General features: G+C 68.1%; 20 protein-coding genes. 7 read left to right on the top strand and 13 right to left on the bottom strand.

Annotated elements, in window-relative coordinates; genetic code table 11:
* Positions 1 to 46: 46 nt before the first annotated feature.
* Together GS4_RS04955 and GS4_RS04950 are read right to left on the bottom strand one after the other, a co-directional pair.
* Complete coding sequence (locus tag GS4_RS04955; RefSeq protein ID WP_007618124.1) at positions 47 to 1,684, bottom strand: fatty acyl-CoA synthetase; 1,638 nt, start codon at positions 1,682 to 1,684, stop codon at positions 47 to 49.
* A 1-nt stretch (position 1,685) separates the two neighbouring features.
* On the bottom strand, positions 1,686 to 2,531 hold the full coding sequence (locus GS4_RS04950; protein ID WP_007618123.1) for an SDR family oxidoreductase: 846 nt from the start codon (positions 2,529 to 2,531) through the stop codon (positions 1,686 to 1,688).
* 246 nt (positions 2,532 to 2,777) lie between these two features.
* Here GS4_RS04950 and GS4_RS04940 point away from each other — a divergent pair, with 246 nt between their 5' ends.
* The 3 genes from GS4_RS04940 to GS4_RS04930 all read left to right on the top strand — a co-directional run bounded on the left by GS4_RS04940 (position 2,778) and on the right by GS4_RS04930 (position 6,500).
* Positions 2,778 to 3,683, top strand: coding sequence for a TetR-type transcription factor C-terminal domain-containing protein (locus GS4_RS04940; protein ID WP_007618122.1), 906 nt, complete (start codon positions 2,778 to 2,780; stop codon positions 3,681 to 3,683).
* Positions 3,684 to 3,924: 241 nt separating this feature from the next.
* Positions 3,925 to 5,331, top strand: a complete 1,407-nt coding sequence (locus GS4_RS04935; RefSeq protein ID WP_007618121.1) for a 4-hydroxyphenylacetate 3-hydroxylase N-terminal domain-containing protein — start codon at positions 3,925 to 3,927, stop codon at positions 5,329 to 5,331.
* Positions 5,332 to 5,480: 149 nt separating this feature from the next.
* Positions 5,481 to 6,500 (top strand): LLM class flavin-dependent oxidoreductase, encoded by a 1,020-nt coding sequence (locus tag GS4_RS04930; protein WP_007618119.1) that lies wholly within the window; start codon positions 5,481 to 5,483, stop codon positions 6,498 to 6,500.
* Positions 6,501 to 6,595: 95 nt separating this feature from the next.
* On the opposite strand, the gene GS4_RS04925 is transcribed toward GS4_RS04930, so the two are convergent.
* Together GS4_RS04925 and GS4_RS04920 are read right to left on the bottom strand one after the other, a co-directional pair.
* Complete coding sequence (locus GS4_RS04925) at positions 6,596 to 7,531, bottom strand: sterol desaturase family protein (RefSeq protein ID WP_007618116.1); 936 nt, start codon at positions 7,529 to 7,531, stop codon at positions 6,596 to 6,598.
* Between the two features lie 47 nt (positions 7,532 to 7,578).
* Positions 7,579 to 8,334 (bottom strand): helix-turn-helix transcriptional regulator, encoded by a 756-nt coding sequence (locus tag GS4_RS04920; RefSeq protein WP_007618114.1) that lies wholly within the window; start codon positions 8,332 to 8,334, stop codon positions 7,579 to 7,581.
* A gap of 173 nt (positions 8,335 to 8,507) precedes the next feature.
* On the opposite strand from GS4_RS04920, the gene GS4_RS04915 reads away from it, so the two are divergent.
* Positions 8,508 to 9,488: an EamA family transporter gene (locus GS4_RS04915; RefSeq protein ID WP_007618111.1), complete on the top strand. Its 981-nt coding sequence runs from the start codon at positions 8,508 to 8,510 to the stop codon at positions 9,486 to 9,488.
* Between the two features lie 11 nt (positions 9,489 to 9,499).
* Here GS4_RS04915 and GS4_RS04910 read toward each other — a convergent pair whose 3' ends face one another.
* Complete coding sequence (locus GS4_RS04910; protein WP_040509608.1) at positions 9,500 to 10,558, bottom strand: alpha/beta hydrolase; 1,059 nt, start codon at positions 10,556 to 10,558, stop codon at positions 9,500 to 9,502.
* Between the two features lie 108 nt (positions 10,559 to 10,666).
* Here GS4_RS04910 and GS4_RS04905 point away from each other — a divergent pair, with 108 nt between their 5' ends.
* Positions 10,667 to 11,959: a Mur ligase family protein gene (locus GS4_RS04905; protein WP_007618108.1), complete on the top strand. Its 1,293-nt coding sequence runs from the start codon at positions 10,667 to 10,669 to the stop codon at positions 11,957 to 11,959.
* A 20-nt stretch (positions 11,960 to 11,979) separates the two neighbouring features.
* The gene (locus GS4_RS04900) at positions 11,980 to 12,696 is read left to right on the top strand and encodes a type 1 glutamine amidotransferase (RefSeq protein ID WP_007618107.1); all 717 of its coding nucleotides are present in this window, start codon (positions 11,980 to 11,982) and stop codon (positions 12,694 to 12,696) included.
* Between the two features lie 40 nt (positions 12,697 to 12,736).
* Here the strand turns inward: GS4_RS04900 and GS4_RS04895 are convergent, their stop codons facing one another.
* From GS4_RS04895 to GS4_RS04885, 3 genes are all read right to left on the bottom strand, one after another.
* The gene (locus tag GS4_RS04895) at positions 12,737 to 13,474 is read right to left on the bottom strand and encodes a uracil-DNA glycosylase (RefSeq protein ID WP_007618105.1); all 738 of its coding nucleotides are present in this window, start codon (positions 13,472 to 13,474) and stop codon (positions 12,737 to 12,739) included.
* Between the two features lie 107 nt (positions 13,475 to 13,581).
* Positions 13,582 to 14,157 (bottom strand): uridine kinase family protein, encoded by a 576-nt coding sequence (locus GS4_RS04890; protein WP_007618103.1) that lies wholly within the window; start codon positions 14,155 to 14,157, stop codon positions 13,582 to 13,584.
* On the bottom strand, positions 14,154 to 15,743 hold the full coding sequence (locus GS4_RS04885; protein WP_007618102.1) for an alpha/beta fold hydrolase: 1,590 nt from the start codon (positions 15,741 to 15,743) through the stop codon (positions 14,154 to 14,156). Before GS4_RS04885 ends, GS4_RS04890 begins: the two co-directional genes overlap by 4 nt.
* 74 nt (positions 15,744 to 15,817) lie before the next feature.
* On the opposite strand from GS4_RS04885, the gene GS4_RS25540 reads away from it, so the two are divergent.
* Positions 15,818 to 15,979: a hypothetical protein gene (locus GS4_RS25540; protein WP_157226505.1), complete on the top strand. Its 162-nt coding sequence runs from the start codon at positions 15,818 to 15,820 to the stop codon at positions 15,977 to 15,979.
* Between the two features lie 37 nt (positions 15,980 to 16,016).
* Here the strand turns inward: GS4_RS25540 and recR are convergent, their stop codons facing one another.
* The 5 genes from recR to GS4_RS04855 form a co-directional block, all read right to left on the bottom strand.
* Positions 16,017 to 16,628, bottom strand: coding sequence for a recombination mediator RecR (gene recR, locus GS4_RS04875; RefSeq protein ID WP_007618101.1), 612 nt, complete (start codon positions 16,626 to 16,628; stop codon positions 16,017 to 16,019).
* A gap of 89 nt (positions 16,629 to 16,717) precedes the next feature.
* The gene (locus GS4_RS04870) at positions 16,718 to 17,134 is read right to left on the bottom strand and encodes a YbaB/EbfC family nucleoid-associated protein (protein WP_439644601.1); all 417 of its coding nucleotides are present in this window, start codon (positions 17,132 to 17,134) and stop codon (positions 16,718 to 16,720) included.
* Complete coding sequence (locus GS4_RS04865; RefSeq protein WP_040509606.1) at positions 17,112 to 17,438, bottom strand: hypothetical protein; 327 nt, start codon at positions 17,436 to 17,438, stop codon at positions 17,112 to 17,114. The genes GS4_RS04870 and GS4_RS04865 overlap by 23 nt, the downstream gene beginning before the upstream one ends.
* A gap of 54 nt (positions 17,439 to 17,492) precedes the next feature.
* The gene (locus GS4_RS04860) at positions 17,493 to 18,401 is read right to left on the bottom strand and encodes a pseudouridine synthase (protein WP_007618097.1); all 909 of its coding nucleotides are present in this window, start codon (positions 18,399 to 18,401) and stop codon (positions 17,493 to 17,495) included.
* Between the two features lie 65 nt (positions 18,402 to 18,466).
* Positions 18,467 to 18,904 carry an SRPBCC family protein gene (locus GS4_RS04855; RefSeq protein WP_007618094.1) on the bottom strand — a complete coding sequence of 146 codons (438 nt, stop codon included), beginning with the start codon at positions 18,902 to 18,904 and terminating at the stop codon, positions 18,467 to 18,469.
* Positions 18,905 to 18,955: the final 51 nt, after the last annotated feature.

Raw genomic sequence — 18,955 nt, 5'->3', positions numbered from 1 at the left:
CACACCGCGACGAAGCGATCCACTGATCACGCTCGCCGCCGTCGGCTCACCGTTCGCGATCGGCGATGGTGCCGTAGGTGTCGCGCAGGGTCCGCTTGAGAATCTTGCCGCTGGGGTTCTTCGGCAGCGCGTCGGCGACGATCACATACTTGGGCACCTTGTAGCCGGCCAACCTCTCCCGACAGAATCGCAGGACCGTCTCCTCGTCCACCGTGACCGTGTCGGCGGCATCGGGATCGGTGACGACGACGACCGCGATCGCCTCGATCCAGCGCGGGTGTGGCACGCCGAACACGGCCGCCTCGCGCACGCCGGGGATCTCGAACAGCACCTCCTCGACCTCGCGGCTCGACACGTTCTCACCGCCGGTCTTGATCATGTCCTTCTGACGATCGACGACCCAGAGGTAGCCCTCCTCGTCGAAGTATCCGAGGTCGCCGCTGTGAAACCATCCGCTGCGGAACGATTCCGCCGTCTTCTCGGGCTGGTTCAAGTACCCGACGGTGGCCTGCGGGCTACGGTGGACGATCTCGCCGACGGTCCCGTTCCCCACCGGACGATCGGCCTCGTCGACTATCTGCGTCTGCACGTTGAGCGCCGGCCGTCCCGCCGAGCCGCTGCGGGTCTCCTGGTCGTCCGGCCCGAGTGCCGTTGCCAACGACGCCATCTCGGTCTGCCCGTAGAAGTTCCACAGCCGGAGGCCGGGCAGACGTGCGGTCATCTCGCGCAGGATCTCCGTGGGCAGCGCCGATGCGCCGTAATACCCCTTGCGCAGGGTCGAGAGGGCCGAGGGGTCGAAGTCGGGCGATCGCAGCAGGGCGATCCACACCGTCGGCGGGCAGAACAGCTTGGTCGCCCCCTCGCTCGCGATGGTGCGCAACAAGTTCGACGGATCGGGACGGTCCAGGATGATGCTGGTGGCGCCCAGGTACAGATCGGTCGTGAAGAAGTTGTCCAGCTGTGCGCAGTGGTACAGCGGCAGCGAGTGCACCTCCACATCGTCACCACTCATGCCACCGGTGACGATGCAGCTCATGTACTGCCACATCAGGGAGCGACTGGTGTGCATCGCGCCCTTGGGCCGCGATTCCGTGCCGGAGGTGTACATGATCCGCACGACGTCGTCGTCGGACACCTCGACGTGCGGCGCCGGCCCCCGATCGCCGTCGGTCCACTCCGCGATACTCGGCCAGCCGGTGTCGATCGCGCCGTCGAGGTCGATGACCGCTCGCACCCGGACGTCACCGGCCGATGCGGCGATGGCGGACTCGGCGACCTCGATCAATGCGTCCTCGACGACCAGACAGGCGGCGGAACAGTCGTCGAGGATGTAGGCGACCTCGGGCGCGGTGAGCATGAAGTTGATCGGCACCGCGACCGCGGCGATCCGTGCCGCCGCGAAGATCACCACCGGGTACTGCCAGCAGTTGTGGGAGAGCAGCGCGACCGTGTCGCCGCGTCGGATGCCCTCGTCGTACAGTGCAGCCGCGACCCGGTCCACCGCGATGTCGAACTCGCGGAAAGTCAGTCGGGTGTCCCGGTGGATCACGGCCAGCTTGTCCGGCGTCCGCGCCGCGGACCGACGAGGGATGTCGCCGACCGTCTGCGATCGCGCCACGGCGATGTCAGAGCCGGCCGCGACCGAACCCGCGACTCCCCGGCCGTCGGGGCTACCGACCGTCATCTCAGTTCCACTCCATCCAGAAGTCGAGCTCGAGATCGGTTGCGGCAGGGTCGACCTGGTATCGACTCAGGTCGTCGACACCGTCCGCGGTGAGGACTTCGTCATCGATGAGGCACTCGCCCGTCACCGACGACGCCGGGCGGGTGAGGATGCTCAACGCGGCGTCGGCGACGATCGCGACGGTCCGACTGCGCGCCACCAACTCCTCACTGAGGATGTTGCGCACGGCGGCGGTGTCGATGGTGGTCCGGGGCCACAGCGAATTGACCGCGATCCCGTCTTCCCGCAGCTCGGCCGCCAGGCCGATGGTGACCAACGACATCGAGAACTTGGAGATCGTGTACGCGGTACCGATCTCCGCGAACCACTTGGGGTCCAAGGTGATCGGCGGAGACAGCGTCAGGATGTGTGCGTTCTCCGATTTCCGCAGATGAGGGATCGCGGCCTGCGACAGAGCGAATGCCCCGCGGGCGTTGATGTCCTGCATGAGGTCGTACTTCTTGAGCCCGATGTCGGCGGAGCGAGTGAGGTCGAGCGCACTCGCGTTGTTGACGACGATGTCGATCCCGCCGAATTTCTCGACCGTCTGCGCGACGGCAGACACGACGGACTCGTCGTCACGGACGTCGCCGACGATTGGGAGGGCTACACCTCCGGCGGCTTCGATGGCCTCGGCAGCGGAGTAGATGGTCCCCGGCAGCTTGGGATGCGGATCGGCGGTCTTCGCGATCAACGCGACGTTGGCTCCCGCGCGTGCGGCCGCGACGGCGATCGCCTCTCCGATACCCCGACTACCGCCGGACATGATCAGGGTGCGGCCCTCGAGCGGCCGGGATTGCGCGGTCATCGCGTGCGTCCTTTCGTGCGGCTCCGGCCTGTCACCGCCGCGATGCGGCAGTTGATCACCCGAACCGATGTCTCGGGGCGCCGACCGGTGTCGGGTCGGCACTCCATCGAAGCGACCAGAGCGAACGATCACTCGGTCCGCGCAATCGTGACCGAGCTCATCCAGAATGTCAATCGATGCAGATCGGAAGCATCGTTCGGCGCCCGCCTGCGGTCAGGTGCCGTTTGATCATGCTAAACAAGAGCGGTGACATCGGACCCACATCGACCGCCGGTCGGGGCGCGCCTGCGGCAAGCTCGCGTCGAGCACGGCCGCTCGCTCCGGGGTCTGGCCGCGGAGCTCGGCGTCAGTGCGGCGACGCTCAGTCAGATCGAGAACGGCAAGTCGGGTCTGACCGTGGAACGACTGGAATCGGTCGCCGACGCGCTGGGCACCACCGCTGCACGAATCCTCGGCTCACCAGACGCGGACCGACGAGCACCCCAGCCGGCCGCCGACCGGCCCCTCGTCTTCCGGGCGCCCGAGCACCCATCGGAGCGGACCGCCGACGTCCGTCGATCCGCCGGCTGGCGTGACTACGGGCCGCTCGAGTTGCCGCCCATCCCCGCGGCCGCGCTCGCAGAGTTCCTCGAGGTCGGCTATCACGGCACGAGCATGAGGCGGATCTCCGCGCGGTGCGGCATCTCGGTGCCCGGGATCTACACCCGGTACGAGAGCAAGCAGGAACTGCTGATGAGCATCCTGGACGCGACCATGGCCGACCTGGAGTGGCGAGCCGATGCCGCGATCGCCGAGGGCGGTGACCCGGTCGCGAGATTCTCTCTCGCAGTGGAGAACCTGGCGCTCTATCACATTCACAGGCGCGAACTCGGCTTCATCGGGACCAGCGAGGTCCGAGCGCTCGAACCCACCAACCGGGCCGCAGTGGCCACGCGTCGCAACCACCAGCAGCGGATCGTCGATCAGTGCGTCCGTGATGCTGTGGATGCCGGCGAGTTCCGGGTCGACGAGCCCGACGACGCCTCGCGCGTCGTCGTCACCATGTGCACGGCGATCCCGAGTTGGTGGCAGCCGCACGGACGGCTCGGCCCTGATGCGGTCGCCCAGGAGTACGTCGGCTTCGCGCTACGCCTGATGGGCCACGAGTCCTAGCCGATCGCAGACCACGGGCTGTTCAGCATTGCTGAACATGTATGGACGGTCGCTTTCTTCTCCTCCGCCAGGCCGCGCAGGGCCGGCCGGGGCGCGGAAGTTCGCTAATGCCGCATTCAGACTGCTTATAGAACACCCGTTGCGACTGCCCGCCGCTTGACTATTCGCGCCGACTCCTCGACGATCGTCCATGACCGATCGATCGCTCGGTCGTATTCCTCGAGACGGAAGGACAGGCCTCATGGCCCTGCGCACGGCTGCCGAATACCGAGAGGGCCTCCGAGACGGCCGTACCGTCTGGTACCGCGGCAAACAAGTCGACGACGTCACCGCCTTCGGCGAGTTCGACGAGGCGATCGCACATTCGTCTCTCGCGTATTCGATCTCGGAGGTCCACCCCGACCTCGCGGTCGCCGATGACGGCGACGGTCCGTACACGGCGTTCTACCGATTGCCCCGAACTTCCTCCGACATCACCGACCGCGGTCGGCTGATCGAGACCCTCTCGCGGATGGGCGCCGGCACCATCGTGCTCAAGGAGGTCGGCTCCGACGCGCTGTTCGCGCTGCGTCGGGCACTGTCGGGTGCGGCTCTCGAGAAGGCCGAGGCGTTCTACGAGCAGTGCTGCGCAAACGATGTCGCGCTCGCGGTGGCGCAGACCGACGTCAAGGGTGACCGCTCACTGGCTCCGCACCAGCAGCCGAATCCCGATCACTACCTTCGGATCGTCGACGAGGACGCTGACTCGATCACGGTGTCCGGCGCCAAGGTCCATACGTCGTTCAGTGCGAACGCCGACGAGATCATCGTGCTGCCGACCCGGGCGATGTCGGCCGCCGACGCAGACTGGGCGGTGAGCTTCGCGATCCCGGTCGCAACCGAGGGGCTGAGCCTGTACGTCTCGCCATATCTCCACGGCACCCGCAACGGGTTCGAGCACCCGATCTCCTCGCGGCACAAGCTCCTCGAGAGCCTCACGGTCTTCGACAACGTCCGCGTACCCAAGGAGCGGGTCTTCCTCAACCGTGAGCCCGAGCTCGCCGGTCCGCTGGCCCTGGCCTTCGTCGACTACCACCGCTTCACCGCGGTCAACTACAAGCTGCCCATCCTCGATCTCCTGGTCGGTTCGGCGATCAAGGTGGCCGAGGCGAACGGCATCGCACGCGCGGGTCACGTGAAGACCAAGATCACCGAACTCGTCACCTACGCCGAGACAGTCCGGGGTTGTGCCGAACTGGCCGCCTTGCGTGCGCGCAGCGGCGGCAACGACGTGGCGCTCCCCGATCCGCTCGCGGTGAATATGGCGAAGTTCCACTTCGCGCACGGTTTCCACGCCGCGACCGCCACCGTGCTCGACCTGGCCGGCGGCCTCGTCGCGACGGGTCCGGGCGGCGAGGACTGGGACGATCCCGCGACGCGCGCCGTGCTGGAGAAGTACTTCGCGGCTGCCGCCCCCGCCGAGGAGCGTCTGCGGCTGATCCACCTCATCGGCGATCTGGCCACCGGCCCGTGGGGTGGCTACCAGTCGGTGTTGGCGACGCACGCCGAGGGCTCGCTCGAGGCGGAGAAGATGCAGATCGCGCGCGCCTACGACAGCACCCGCGCTCGCGGCGCCGTCGATGAGGTGCTCGCGGCCTCGCGCGGCTGAGCAGACGGGCCCCGCTTCGTTCTTCCGCCCCGAACTTCGTCTTCCGCCACCTGCAGCCGGCGGACGAGTGAGTTCGGGGCGGAAGAACGCGGAGGGGCCGGGCCGATCGCCCGCGGGAATTAAACGGACCGCGGTATCATTTACCGATCATGAAGAAGATCGGGTTCCTGTCCTTCGGGCACTGGTCTGAGTCCCCGGGGTCGCAGACACAGTCAGCCGCCGACACCTTGTTGCAGTCCATCGACCTGGCGGTGGCCGCCGAGGAGTTGGGCGCCGACGGCGCCTACTTCCGCGTGCACCATTTCGCCCGACAACTCGCTTCGCCCTTCCCGCTGCTGGCGGCGGTCGGCGCCAAGACGAGTCGTATCGAGATCGGCACCGGCGTGATCGACATGCGGTACGAGAACCCGCTGTACATGGCGGAGGATGCCGGCGCCGCGGACCTGATCTCCGAGGGCCGACTGCAGCTGGGCATCAGTCGGGGATCACCCGAGCAGGTCATCGACGGCTACCGCTACTTCGGATACGTGCCGGCCGACGACTCGACCGATGCCGACATGGCGCGTCAGCACACCGACGTCTTCCTGACCGCCATCACCGGCGCCCGCTTCGCACAGCCGAATCCGTCGCCGATGTTCCCGAATCCGCCGGGTCCGCTGGGCATCGAGCCGCAATCCCCAGGACTGCGGGATCGCATCTGGTGGGGCGCCGGCAGTCGGGCGACTGCCGAGTGGACCGCCGAGCAGGGGATGAACCTGATGAGTTCGACGCTGCTCACCGAGGACACCGGCGTGCCGTTCCACCAGCTGCAGGCCGAGCAGATCGAGCGCTTCCGCAAGGCGTGGACCGACGCCGGCCATCCCCGTGAGCCACGGGTGTCGGTGAGTCGCAGCATCTTCGCACTCACCGACGACCGCGACCGCGCATACTTCGGTCGGGGCGGACGCGAGGGCGACCAGGTCGGCGTCATCGACAACACCGTCGCCCGCTTCGGTCGGAGCTACGCCGACGAACCGGACAAGCTGATCGAGCAGTTGGCCGAGGACGAGGCGATCGCCGCCGCCGACACCCTGCTGCTGACCGTCCCGAATCAGCTCGGGGTCGAGTACAACGCGCATGTGATCGAGTCGATCCTGACCCACGTGGCCCCGGCACTCGGCTGGCGCTGAGGTCTGCGTCGACGAGCTCCGGCTCATCGATCTCGTTCCCGCTCATCCGACTCCGATGAGCGGGAACGACTTGCGTGAGCGGGAGTGCGATCCGGTCAGGCGCCATCCGCACGTGCCGGCGGTGTCGTCGCGGAGAACCTCGCCCGCCACGGCTTCCTCGGGAGCGGCCCCATGGGGCCGCATGCGCCGGCTGCCCGGAACGGTGTGGTGAGCTGCTCGACGTAGCGCGTCGGATAGTCGGGTTTGGCCGCCATCCCGAGATCTGCGGTCGTGAACCGGCGGGTCGGATCGTAGGAGAAGGTGCCGGCCAGATGGTCCCAGAGCAGCGTGAAGAGACCGAAGTTGACGTCACCCGCACCGGCATCTCGCAGATGATGGAATCGGTGTCCTTCGTTGAGTGCCAACACATACCGTAGGCGCCCGACCCGGTAGTCGGCGTTCGAGTGCTGCATCAGCAGCTGTACGGCCACACACACCGCGAGCGCCGATGCGACGGGCGTGGGGATGCCCAGGACGATCAGCGGCGCCACGCCGCCCACCATCTCGAGCGTCTGGTGGACCGGATGCTTCATGAGGCCGTTCAGTCCGTAGCACCGCGTCACACTGTGGTGCACCGCATGCAGTCGCCACATCCACCCGTACCGGTGGCTGAGCATGTGGACGATCGTTATCCCGAAGTCCGCCACCACGATCGAGATGAGAACCTGCGCCCAGAGCGGCCAGGACGTCGGCCACCAGACGTGACCGCCACGGAGGGCGGCAAGGATAGGGATGATCGCGACACTGACCAAGATCAGGGTCTCGTTCACGAAGACATGGACAGCATCACGCACCGAGTCGTGCTGCGACTCGTTCCACGATCGTTCGTAGGGCGCGAGTCTCTCGGCGGCAAACGATGCGACAACCGCGACGCCGAGCACTCCGAGGAGGAGGATCTTGGGGGCGCTCACCGCGGCAAGTGTGATTGCCGTGCCGTTGATCCCGAGAAGCATGAACGGTGCGTAGCCGTATCGGACGATGGATGTGGTCATGAATCGACCTTCGCCGACGAAATGCGCTCGCGGCTTGAACGGATCGATCAGATGACGACGACCCCGGTGGACAACTCCAGTGGCGAGAGTCCGAACATCTCCCGGCAGACCCGACTCGCATGGGCGCCGTCGGCGAATCCCGCTCCGTGGGCGGCGTCGGTGATCGTGGCACCGCCCCCGATCAGTGTCGCGGCGGAACGCAGACGCGCCCACCGCACCCATGCCGGGAACGAGATACGCAGGTCGTCGCGCCACAGACGACTCAGATGCGGCACCGAGACATTCACCTGCGCAGCGACTTCGGCGAGCGTCACACGGTCAGGGAGCCGCCGCGACACCGCATCGACTGCGGCTGTCACGAACGGATGCACACCCATCGCATCCGGATGAACCTCCGGCGCACCGAGGAAGTCGACGATGCGCCGACCAGCGTCGTCGGCATCGCGGACCGATCCGCGATGCCACTCCCCGACGACCGACGACGGCAGGTCGGACCACTCCCACGGTGACGTGTCCGCGATGGCGTCGCCGATGAGATGCCCCCGCACGGTGTCGACGTCGACATAGACCGACACCGCCGTCACACGCGGGTCCACTGGACGGAGGGCGTGTGCGACGCCTCCGGGGATGACCATCGACGACGTCGGGCCGATGGTCTCGTCATCGAGGTCGACGGTCACGCGTCCGCCATCGGAGACGGACAGGATCTGGTGCGCGGCGTGCAGGTGCGTTGTGGTGTGCCCGACCGTCCCGACATAGACCAGTGCCCCGACGCCGAGGAATGCCTGCCCCTCCCAGTCCACGGCTCGACGGTACGCCCGAGACGCTCACCGAATCCGCTCCGGCGCGTCCGATCGGATGAGCGCGAATGAACAGCGTGAGCGGGACCACGCCGTCTCCTCAGTTCAGATCTTCTACATCGTCACGGTGATTAATTTCGATTGTCCTTCACTCAGACTCAACCCACGATGGACAGATGAGCACCCGCGACAGAATGCTGGGGCTGACGGTCGTGGTGTTGTGGGGACTCAACTTCATCGCCATCCGCTTCGGCCTCGACCACTTCCCGCCGTTCTTCTTCGCCGCCCTGCGGTTCGCGGTCATGGCTGTCCCGGTCATCCTGTTCGTGCCCTTCCCCCAGGTCCGCAAGCGGTGGTTCCTCCTCTACGCGGTCGGGTTCGGATTCGCCCAGTTCGCGTTCCTGTTCCTGGCGATGGACACTGGGATGCCGACCGGACTGGCCTCGCTGGTGCTGCAGTCCTCTGCGCCGTTCACCGTGCTCCTCGGCGTGCTCTTCCTCCGGGAACGCATGTCACCGTTGCAGATCGGCGGTATCGGGGTCGCCGTCGCGGGCATGGTGGTGATCGGAGCCGATCGGATGACGCACAGCGCACTCGGCGTCGGGGCCATCGTCCCGGTCCTGCTCACCGTGGCCGCGGGGCTCGGATGGGCATTCGGCAACATCGGCAGTCGACTAGCCCGCCCCGACAACGCGCTGCGGATGACGCTGTGGATGTCGGTGGTCCCGCCGCTGCCGTTCCTCGCGATGAGTCTTGCGCTCGAAGGCCCCACCGCCGGCGTCGAATCGCTGACCACACTGGGATCTGCCGACGGTCTGCTGGCGATCGGTGGGCTGGTGTACGTCGTCCTGCTGGGCACCATCGCCGGTTCTGGCCTGTGGACGCACCTGCTGGCCCGCTACGAGGCGAGTCGAGTGGCTCCGCTGTCCCTGCTCGTGCCCATCGTCGGCATCACGGCGTCGTGGCTCATCCTCCGCGAAGCACCGTCGATGGTGGAGCTGGCCGGCGCCGCGATCGTCATCACCGGTTGCGCCGCTGGAGTTCTCGCGCGACCGTCGACGAGTGCCACGCCGTCGAACAGCGGAGCTGAGCACGACGCCGACGGCGGCGAGCGGCGAGATGTCCGCGACGAGCCGATGGTCGCGTCGGCTCGCTGACTCCACTCGTGTCAGGCCAGGCTGTCGGCGATGGCCTCACCGATGCGATCCACCGCCACGCGCGCACCCGGACTGATGAGCGTGAGGTTCGCGAAGCCGTGGATCAGCGTGCCCGCCCGATCGAGGACGACATCGTTGCCCGCCTCCTCGAGACGGCGTGCGTACTCGATGCCCTCGTCGCGGAGCGGGTCGAATCCGGCGACGACGATGTATGTCGGCGCGAGACCCGCCAGCGAATCCGCCAGCATCGGCGACGCCCGGGGGTCGGTGCGCAACGAATGGTCGGGGACGTAGCTGTCGGTGTAGAAGTCCATCGACCGGGCGTCGAGGTAGTAGCCGCTCGCGAACTCGTGGTACGACGGCCGCTTGGTGGACAGGTCGACGACGGGATAGATCAGCACCTGCAGACGAGGGGTCACCTCACGGTCGCGCACCTGTTGGCTGATGACGGTCGCGAGGTTGCCGCCGGCACTGTCGCCTGCCACGACGATGCGATGGGGGTCGAGCCCCCACTGCGGTGCGGTGCGCACCGCGAAGTCCCAAGCTGCGAGCGCATCGTCGGCGGCGGCCGGGAACGGCGCCGCCGGCGCCAACCGGTAGTCGACCGACAGCACGTCGGCACCGGTGCGGATCGCCAGCGTCCGCACGAGACTGTCGTGGCTCGCCCGGCTCCCGACCGTCCATCCACCACCGTGGAAGAAGAGCACCAGACCACGCGATGCGACCTTCGCGCGATAGCGGGTCGCCGGGATGGGACCGGCCGGACCGGGGATCACCAGGTCCTCTTCTACGGCGAAGGGCTCGAACCTCGGTCCGAACGATGCTGCGGAGAGGTCGATCCGTCGACGGCTGTTCTCCAGGGTGCCGCGGCTGACGTCGTAGTACGGCACGTACTGGGAGATCCGACCGACGAGGGCCATCTCCGGCGCCAAGCGATCGCCATCGCGATTGACCCGCGTGCGGGTGCCGACCGCTGCCAGCACTGAGTCAGGCAGGCGACCGGCCACTCGACCGAAGGCGCGCTGGGCGCGGATCGACAGGGGTAACGACACCGATGTGGCCCGACTCACGTTCGCGAGCGTACTGCACCTGGTCCGCACACTGTCCGTCGCCGATGCCGATCGATGCCGTGGTCAGCGCTCCGACGACGCTTCCGCGCGTGTGACAGACTCGTCGTCATGCCCGACCCCGCCCGAACTCCGACGGCCGGTTCCGGCCGCCTCCCGGCCCGAACCACGCTGGCCCTGGCCGCATCGTCCGCCGCACGGTGGGCGTCTCGGACCGCCGGACGCGGCAAGGGCTCGATGATCGGCGGACTCGTCGCGGCGAAGATCGATCCGTCGATCATGTCCCGCCTGGCGGCAGGCCGGCGTACCGCGGTGATCACCGGCACCAACGGCAAGTCGACCACCACCCGCATGACCGCGGCGGCACTGGCAGAATTCGGCGAGGTCGCCACCCAGGCCGACGGCGCCAACATGGATGCGGGCATCATCGCGACGCTGAGCCTCCAGCGGTCGGCGCCGGTGTGCGCACTGGAGGTCGACGAACTCCACGTACCCCATGTCAGCGATGCGGTCGATCCGGAAGTGTTGGTGCTGCTGAACCTTTCGCGTGATCAGCTCGACCGCGTGGGCGAGATCAACATCATCGAGCGCCGGTTGCGCGAAGGCATCGCCCGTCACCGGGAGACCACCGTCATCGCCAATTGCGACGACGTGTTGATCACCTCGGCCGCGTACGACGCCCCTCGGGTCGTGTGGGTGGCGGCCGGCGCGGCCTGGGTCGGCGACTCCGTCAGCTGCCCGCGCACCGGAGAACCGATCGTCCGGGACGGCGTCGACTGGCGCAGCACCGGCGACGAGAACTTCCGGCGCCCGACCCCCGATTGGTGGGTCGACGACGAGAACATCTACGGCCCCAACGGCTTCCAGGCTCCGATGACACTGTCGGTGCCTGGGCGGGCAAACCGCGGCAACGCTGCCCAGGCTGTCGCCGGTGCGGTCGCGATGGGCGCCGATCCGGCGAAGGCGGTCGCAGCCGTCGGGACGGTCGGCGAGGTGGCCGGCCGGTACGGCGTCCATCAGATCGGCAACCACTCGGTCCGCACGCTGCTGGCCAAGAACCCGGCCGGATGGCAGGAGGCGTTGTCGATGATCGACCAGGATGCCGACGGCCTGGTGATCGCGGTCAACGGACAGGTACCCGACGGCGAGGACCTCTCCTGGTTGTGGGACGTCCGATTCGAGGCCTTCGAGACCATGCAGGTGGTCGCGGCGGGCGAGCGGGCAGCAGACCTCAGCGTCCGCCTGCTCTATGCCGGCGCGACCCACACCACCGTGCCGGACCCGTTGCAGGCCATCGCATCCTGCCCGCCGGGGCGGGTGGAGGTGCTGGCGAACTACACCGCCTTCCGCGACCTCGGCACCGCGCTGGAGCGCGCCGAGCGTGCCCGGAAGGTCGGCGGATGAGTGAAGCGGGAGGTCGCAGCATGAGCGAGTCCACATTGCGCATCGGTCTGGTGCTCCCCGACGTCATGGGCACCTATGGCGACGGCGGCAATGCCCTCATCCTCCGACAGCGCGCGCGGATGCGCGGCATCGACGCCGAGATCGTCTCCATCACCCTCGACGACGAGGTCCCTGAGTCGCTCGACGTCTACACCCTCGGTGGCGCAGAGGATTACGCGCAGCGACTCGCCACCCGCCACCTGACCCGCTACCCCGGGCTCCAGCGTGCCGCGGCGGCCGGACGACCGGTGCTGGCGATCTGCGCGGCCATCCAGGTGCTGGGCCATTGGTACGAGACGTCGGCGGGCGAACGCGTCGAGGGCATCTCCTTGTTCGATCTGACGACGGCCCCTCAGGAGCAGCGCAGCATCGGCGAACTCATCACGGATCCGACAGTCGAGGGCCTCACCGAACAACTGACCGGATTCGAGAACCATCGCGGCGGAACAACTCTCGGTTCCGATGCCCGACCGTTGGGTCGCGTACGTCACGGTGTCGGCAACGGGATCGGCGACGGCGGCGAGGGCGTCGTGCAGGGGTCAGTGCTGGGTACCTACATGCACGGTCCGGCACTCGCCCGCAATCCGCAGCTCGCCGACCATCTGCTCGCGGCCGCTGTCGGCACCGACCTCGACCCGCTCGACCTTCCCGAGGTGGATCGCCTTCGCGCGGAACGGTTGTCGGCCGGACGCCGCTGAGCCGAACTGTCTGCCGGGCCGCCCGGGGGCCCAGCCGCCGTCAGCGCCCGGCCCTGACCCGGTCGATTCCGGCGTGATCAGCTGCGGCCCCGAACACGTCGACCACCATCGCCGGCGTCAACCGCCCGGTGAAGGTGTTCTGCTGACTGACGTGATAGCAACCGAACAGCGTGAGCTCGTCGTCGCCACGCCGAATCGCTGCCTGTGCCCCGTGCCCGAACTTCGGCAACGGCCGCCCGACGTCCCAGCCGAGTCCGGCGAAGGTCCGCAACGCGACCTGCCACCCGAAACCGCCGAGCGCGATCACCGATCTCACGGTAGGGGTGAGCAGTTCGATCTCGCTGTACAACCAGTGTGAGCATCGATCCCGCTCGTCGGGGGTCGGCTTATTCTGCGGCGGCGCGCAGTGGACCGGCGCGGTGATCCGGGTGCCGTACAGCTCGAGACCGTCGTCGGCCGACACCGAGGTCGGCTGATTGGTGAGCCCGGCCTCGTACATCGCGGCGAACAGCACGTCCCCACTGCGATCGCCGGTGAACATCCGCCCGGTGCGATTGGCTCCGTGCGCGGCCGGAGCCAGCCCGACGACCAGGAGTCGAGCATCGTGCGGCCCGATGCCTGGCACGGGGCGACCCCAGTAGTCCTGGTCACGGAACGCGGCACGCTTCTCGCGCGCGACCTGCTCGCGCCACGCCACCAGTCGCGGGCAGGCACGGCAGTCCACCAGCCGAGCATCGAGCTCGGCGATGCTGCGCGGAGGTCGGGTTCGTCGGGCCATCACATCCAGGCTAGGCCGATCGGATCCGCGGACGCCGGGATCTCTCCGACTGCGGGGTCACCCTGACTCACCGCCCCGCCGACTCACCGCCCCACCGCGCCGCCGACTCAGCTCGAGGATTCGTCCAGGACCCGGCACCGGGCCCGCGTCTCGTCGACGGCGAACCACCCCTGCTCGAACCGCTGCCATCGCTGCAGATCGGCCCGTGAGTCCTCACCGTCACGGGCGACCGTCCGCTCCAGACGATCTGGCGCAGTGTCACCATCCAGCCACAACGCGTGGTCCAGCCGGTCGGCGATCCGCCGACGCGCCGACGACACCCCTTCGATGATCAGCAGCGGTTCCCAGCGAATCCAGACCGGTCTGCCCACCTCGGGAACACCGTCCCGCCACACCCGCGGTCGATGCCGGATGTCGCGGCGACGCACGAACGAATGGAGGATGTCGGTCTCGAGTTCTGGCCACCACGCGACCGGGTCGTCCCAGGTGGCGTAGTCGTCGGTGCGGATGAGCACCACGCCGACGCCGCGCCGGCGCAGTCGGCCGACGAGTGCGTCCGCGACCGTCGACTTCCCGGCACCCGACGGCCCGTCGATGGCGACGATGCCCGAGTGGAGTTCAGCAGCCAACCCGTCGAGTCTCGCCCGGACATCGGGCGTGAGGAGTTCGGCCGCAGAAGTCACCCCTGCGTGCCGATGAACGAGTTACCCGCCACACCGTTGGGATTCGCGGTCACCGGCGCCTGCGGCACCGAGGTCACCGACGTGCCTCCGGTGCGCAGGTACTCGGTGATCGCAGCGTCGAGCGGACGATTGGACCTGCCCAGCTGACCGTGGTCGCCACCGCCGACGGTGATCAGATGACTGCGCATCATCCGCCGCATCGACAGCGACCCGCCGTACGGGGTCTGCGGGTCACCGATGCTCTGCAGCTGCAGCGGGGTCACCCGCAATCCCTTGTTGGCGAGGGTGATCGGACGGGTGACCGGCGGCGCACCCGCGCACGCCATACCCGACCGATAGATCAGTCCCGGCGAGTCGAAGACGTCGCCGACGATGTAGTTGGCGTACCACGATGCCGGGATGTCCTGCGGCCGAGCGGGAACCGCGTTCTCGTTGCACAGGATGAGCTGCTGCATGTTCTGCGAGACCACGATGGACTCGAGCACCTTCCGGGGCAGCTGTGGTGGCGGCTTCAGCGATCCGTTGATCCGTCCGGCGATGGTGGGCCACAGGTTGCGGTCCGGCGCCCCGGCGCGGGTCAGGGCCAGCAACGGGGACGTCGTCTGCACCTTGCCCGGGGTGGTCAGGGTCGCGACGAGGTTCTCCACCCGCGCGCGGACATCGGCAGTGGCGTTCACACCGTCGAGGTAGGGCTGTGCGATGGCACGCAGGGCAGGCGGGACGTCGCCGACACGTGCGGGCGGCGCGGCCACCGACGGCGGCACACCCGCCTCCGCGGCCACCTTCGCACTCCAGGCACGATAGACCTGAAGTGGCGTCTTACCCAGGTGATAGACATTGTCGCGCTGCGCGATCCACTCCATCATCACCGACACCCGCGCGCGGTAGTGCGGGGTCTGCTCGGCGAGCACGTCGTTCCAGATCCATCCCGGGTCGACGCCGGAGTCGAGCACGAGACGGTCGACGTGTTGCGGGAACAGCGTCGCATACGTCGACATCAACAGCGTTCCGTACGAGATGCCGTACAGGCTGATGCGATCCGCGCCCAGGAGACCGCGGACGGACTCGATGTCGCGAGCGGTGTTCTCGGTGGTGATGGTGCGCGTGTAGCCGGGGGTGTTCTTCTCACACGACTCGCGCGCCAACCCGCCGAAGTCGGTGTAGATCCGCTGGTCGTTCGGCGACAAGGGATCACAGCGAACCGGCGTGCCACCCGGCAGTCCGCGAGGTTGGACGGTCACGAGATCCCACTCGTCGCGAACGGCCTCAGGCGGCTGCACCGACGAGAACATCGAGATGCCGTCTCCGCCGGGACCGCCCGGGTTGCCCACGAGCACACCACGCTTCCGCGACTGGTCCCGGGCCGGGATCTTTGCCACGGTGAGCGCGATGGTCGGGCCGGTCGGTCGCGCGTGATCGAGTGGCACCCGCACGGTGGCGCAATGCGTCGACGGCGACACCCCGTGACCGGACGGGCATGCGCCCCAGGCCAGTCCTGGACCGGTCGGCGCGGCGCTCGCGGCCGGTCCGGTCACCGACACCAGACCGGCGACCAGTGCCACGACGCCGACGCCGGTCCCGACCATCCGACGCCGAGGATGTCGCGCTCGACTCGATCGTGACAGGTCAGCTGCCACGTCTGTGCCGCGATTCGTCGCCGATGTCCGGACGACCCGACTCCCCCACATGCCCGTTCCCCCTGCCGTACGTTCTTCGTGACGTACTTCTCGTCGATGTCGTGTCGATCGTGCTCGTGTCACTCGTGGTCGTGCTGCTCGTGGTCGTGCTGCTCGTGGTCGTGTCGTCGGTACCGATGCGGTGATGCGCCGCGTGGGTCGACACCCGTCGGACTCCGCGGCTCAAGCCAGGATGCGCCGTCCGGAGAGAGCCCGGCCCAAGGTGAGTTCGTCGGCGAACTCGAGGTCCCCGCCCATCGGGAGCCCCGACGCGAGTCTGGTGACCGACAGTCCGGGGAAGTCCTTGAGCATCCGGAACAGGTAGGTGGCCGTGGCCTCGCCCTCGGTGTTCGGGTCCGTTGCGACGATGACCTCGACGACGTCGACACCGTCGGCCTGATTGGCGAGTCTGCGGAGGAGTTCGCGGATTCGGAGCTGGTCGGGTCCGATCCCGGACAGCGGATCGAGCGCCCCGCCGAGCACGTGATATCGCCCGTTGAACTCCTTGGTGCGCTCGATGGCGTGCACATCCTTGGGTTCCTCGACGACGCAGATGATCGTGGCGTCGCGACGCGCATCCGCGCAGATCCGACACAGACGGTTCGCCGACACGTTGCCGCACTCGGCGCAGAAGGTGACGTCGTCGCGCACCCGTCCGAGGGCCGCGATCAACCGGTCGATCTCGACGTTCTCGACGCCGAGCAGGTGGAACGCGATGCGCTGCGCACCCTTGGGACCGAGACCGGGCTGTTTGGCCAGCTCGTCGATCAGGTCCTGGATCGGTCCCTCGTACATCGGCGGTCGTTCCTCGTGGTGCGGTCGTGTCCGGCATCGCAATCGTCGTCACCCTGACACCCGTCGTCGGTGCCTGGTGACAGGTGTCGCTAGCCGCCCAGTCCGGGCAGTCCTCCGCCGAGACCTCCGGCGAGCGGTCCCATCTTCTCCTGCGCGAGCGCCTCCCGCTTGGTCGAGAGATCCGACAGTGCGCCCAAGACCAGGTCCTGCAGCGTCTCGATGTCGTCGGGGTCGACCACCTTGGGATCGATGGTGACCGCGGTGACCTCGCCCGTGCCGTTGCCGGTCACCGTCACGAGGCCGTTGCCCGCGGTACCGGTCACCTCGGCTGCCGCGATCTCGTTCTGCGCGCTGAGCAGCTTCTCCTGCATCTGCTGCGCCTGTGCGAGCAGCCCGGCCATCGGGTTCTCGCCGTCGCCGCCCCCACCGAAGAGAGCACTGGGATCGAAAGGTTGGGTCACGATGACCAGGGTAGTCGGCGCATCATCGCAGCAGGCGATCGACATGCTCGGCGATCTCCTCGACGGTGACGTCCGAGGTCGGGGTGACCTCGAAGGACAGCACCTCGTCGCCGAAGAGTCGCGCGGCCCGCCGGGTGAGCGCGAACTCGAACACCCCGTCCCGCCGACGCCACTGGGTGATGCCCCCGTAGACGGGAGCGCTGGCGCCGGTGGTGACGCAGTACTCGTCCGCGCGCGGTCCGCCCACGAGGTCGCGCTGGATCTGGAAGCAGGCCGACGATTCGTCGTCGATGAACACGATCGCCTCGCATCCGAGGTCGGGATGCCGTTCATAGGACGCCAGGATCATGTCGGGCACCGCCGGTCGGGGGTCGGCCGTCGGGTAGCGGTCATGGCCCACAGGCTATCGGCTGCGTCCACCAGCAGCGTCCGGTGCGCCGACGACGTCGCGGACCGACCGGCTGCTGACGAACCGACGGTCCTGGCCCGACAGCGGGTCGACAAAGGCGAGGGTGTGTGCGACGAGTCGGAGCGGGGCGGAGAAATCGCCGTGATCGGGACGCTCGGCCAGGTCGGGTCTGATGTCCGGATAGAGCGGGTCACCGACGATGCCTACCCCGAGCCCGGCCATGTGCATCCGCAGCTGGTGGGTGCGACCAGTGTGTGGCGTGAGGCGGTACTCGGTTCCGTCGTCGGTCGCGTCGAGCGGGGTGATCTCGCTGATCGCATTGACCTCTCCGTCGACGACCCGAGCACGCAGGTCACCCGCGGTCTTCACGATCCGGTTGCGCACGGTCATCGTCGAGGTGTCGGGTCCGGTCGGCGCCGGCGCGAGTGCCCGGTACTCCTTGTGCACCCGACGGTCGGCGAAGAGCTGCTGGTAGGCGGACCGGACCTCCGGGCGCAGGGTGCACAGCAGCACCCCGGCGGTGAGTCGGTCGAGTCGGTGGGCGGGCGAGACGGTGGTGCTGCCCAGCGACCGTCGGAGCCGCACGAGAGCGCTCTCGGCGACGTGTCGCCCCCGCGGCATCGTGGCGAGGAAATGCGGCTTGTCGACCACGACGATGTCGTCGTCCCGGTACAGGATCGGCAGGTCGAACGGGATGGGTACCTCGTCCGGCACGTCCCGATACAGGTAGACCGACGAGTTCAGCCGGGCCGGGTCGTCGATGTGGACCGGCCGCCCGTCGGCATCGACGAGTTCGCCACGGTCGGCGCGGTCACGCAGGTCGCGGTCGGACAGATCCGCAAGCGACGCCGTCGCACGCAGGCACTCGCCGATGGTCGACTCCGGTCCGGCACGGAGCACCACTCGCGTGGCGTCGATGCCGTCCCGGATCGGTAGTGGTGAAGCGCGGCGCCGGCGCGCCCGTCGGGTCAGTTCTCGAGACGCTTCTTGAGGTTGCCGAGCAGCTCGGCCTGAATCCGGTTGAGGCCCTTCGGCGCGAAGGTCCGTTCGAAGAACCCGCCGATGCCACCGGCACCGGCCCAGGTCGTGGTGGTGGTGACGCGGCTTCCCGCTCCGGCCGACGCCACCGTGTACGTGGTCACCAGGGTGGAGTTCTGGTCCTTCTCGGTGATGGTGTCGGGCACCACGCTGACGGTCGCCCGGATGTCGCGCTGACGCTTGGACGTCGCCTGCAGGATCCAGTGCACGACCGTGCCGTCGCCGTTGCCGCCGCTCTCCACGCGGTAGTCGCGGTACTGCTCCGGCAGGATCGCCGGGCGCACCTGCTCGTAGTCGGCGAGTGCGGCCACCACGGCATCGGGTGTCGCGGCGATCTCGATCGTCTGGGTTGCGGAAACCTGGCCCACGGGTGCCTCTCCTTCAACAACGCAATTGGCGGGTGCCCTGCTCAGGACCTA

Origin of the sequence: Gordonia soli NBRC 108243 (assembly GCF_000334455.1) — a bacterium.
GTDB classification, from domain to species: domain Bacteria; phylum Actinomycetota; class Actinomycetes; order Mycobacteriales; family Mycobacteriaceae; genus Gordonia; species Gordonia soli.
The sequence above is the reverse complement of the archived record's forward strand: the minus strand, read 5'-3'. Positions and strand labels throughout refer to the sequence as shown.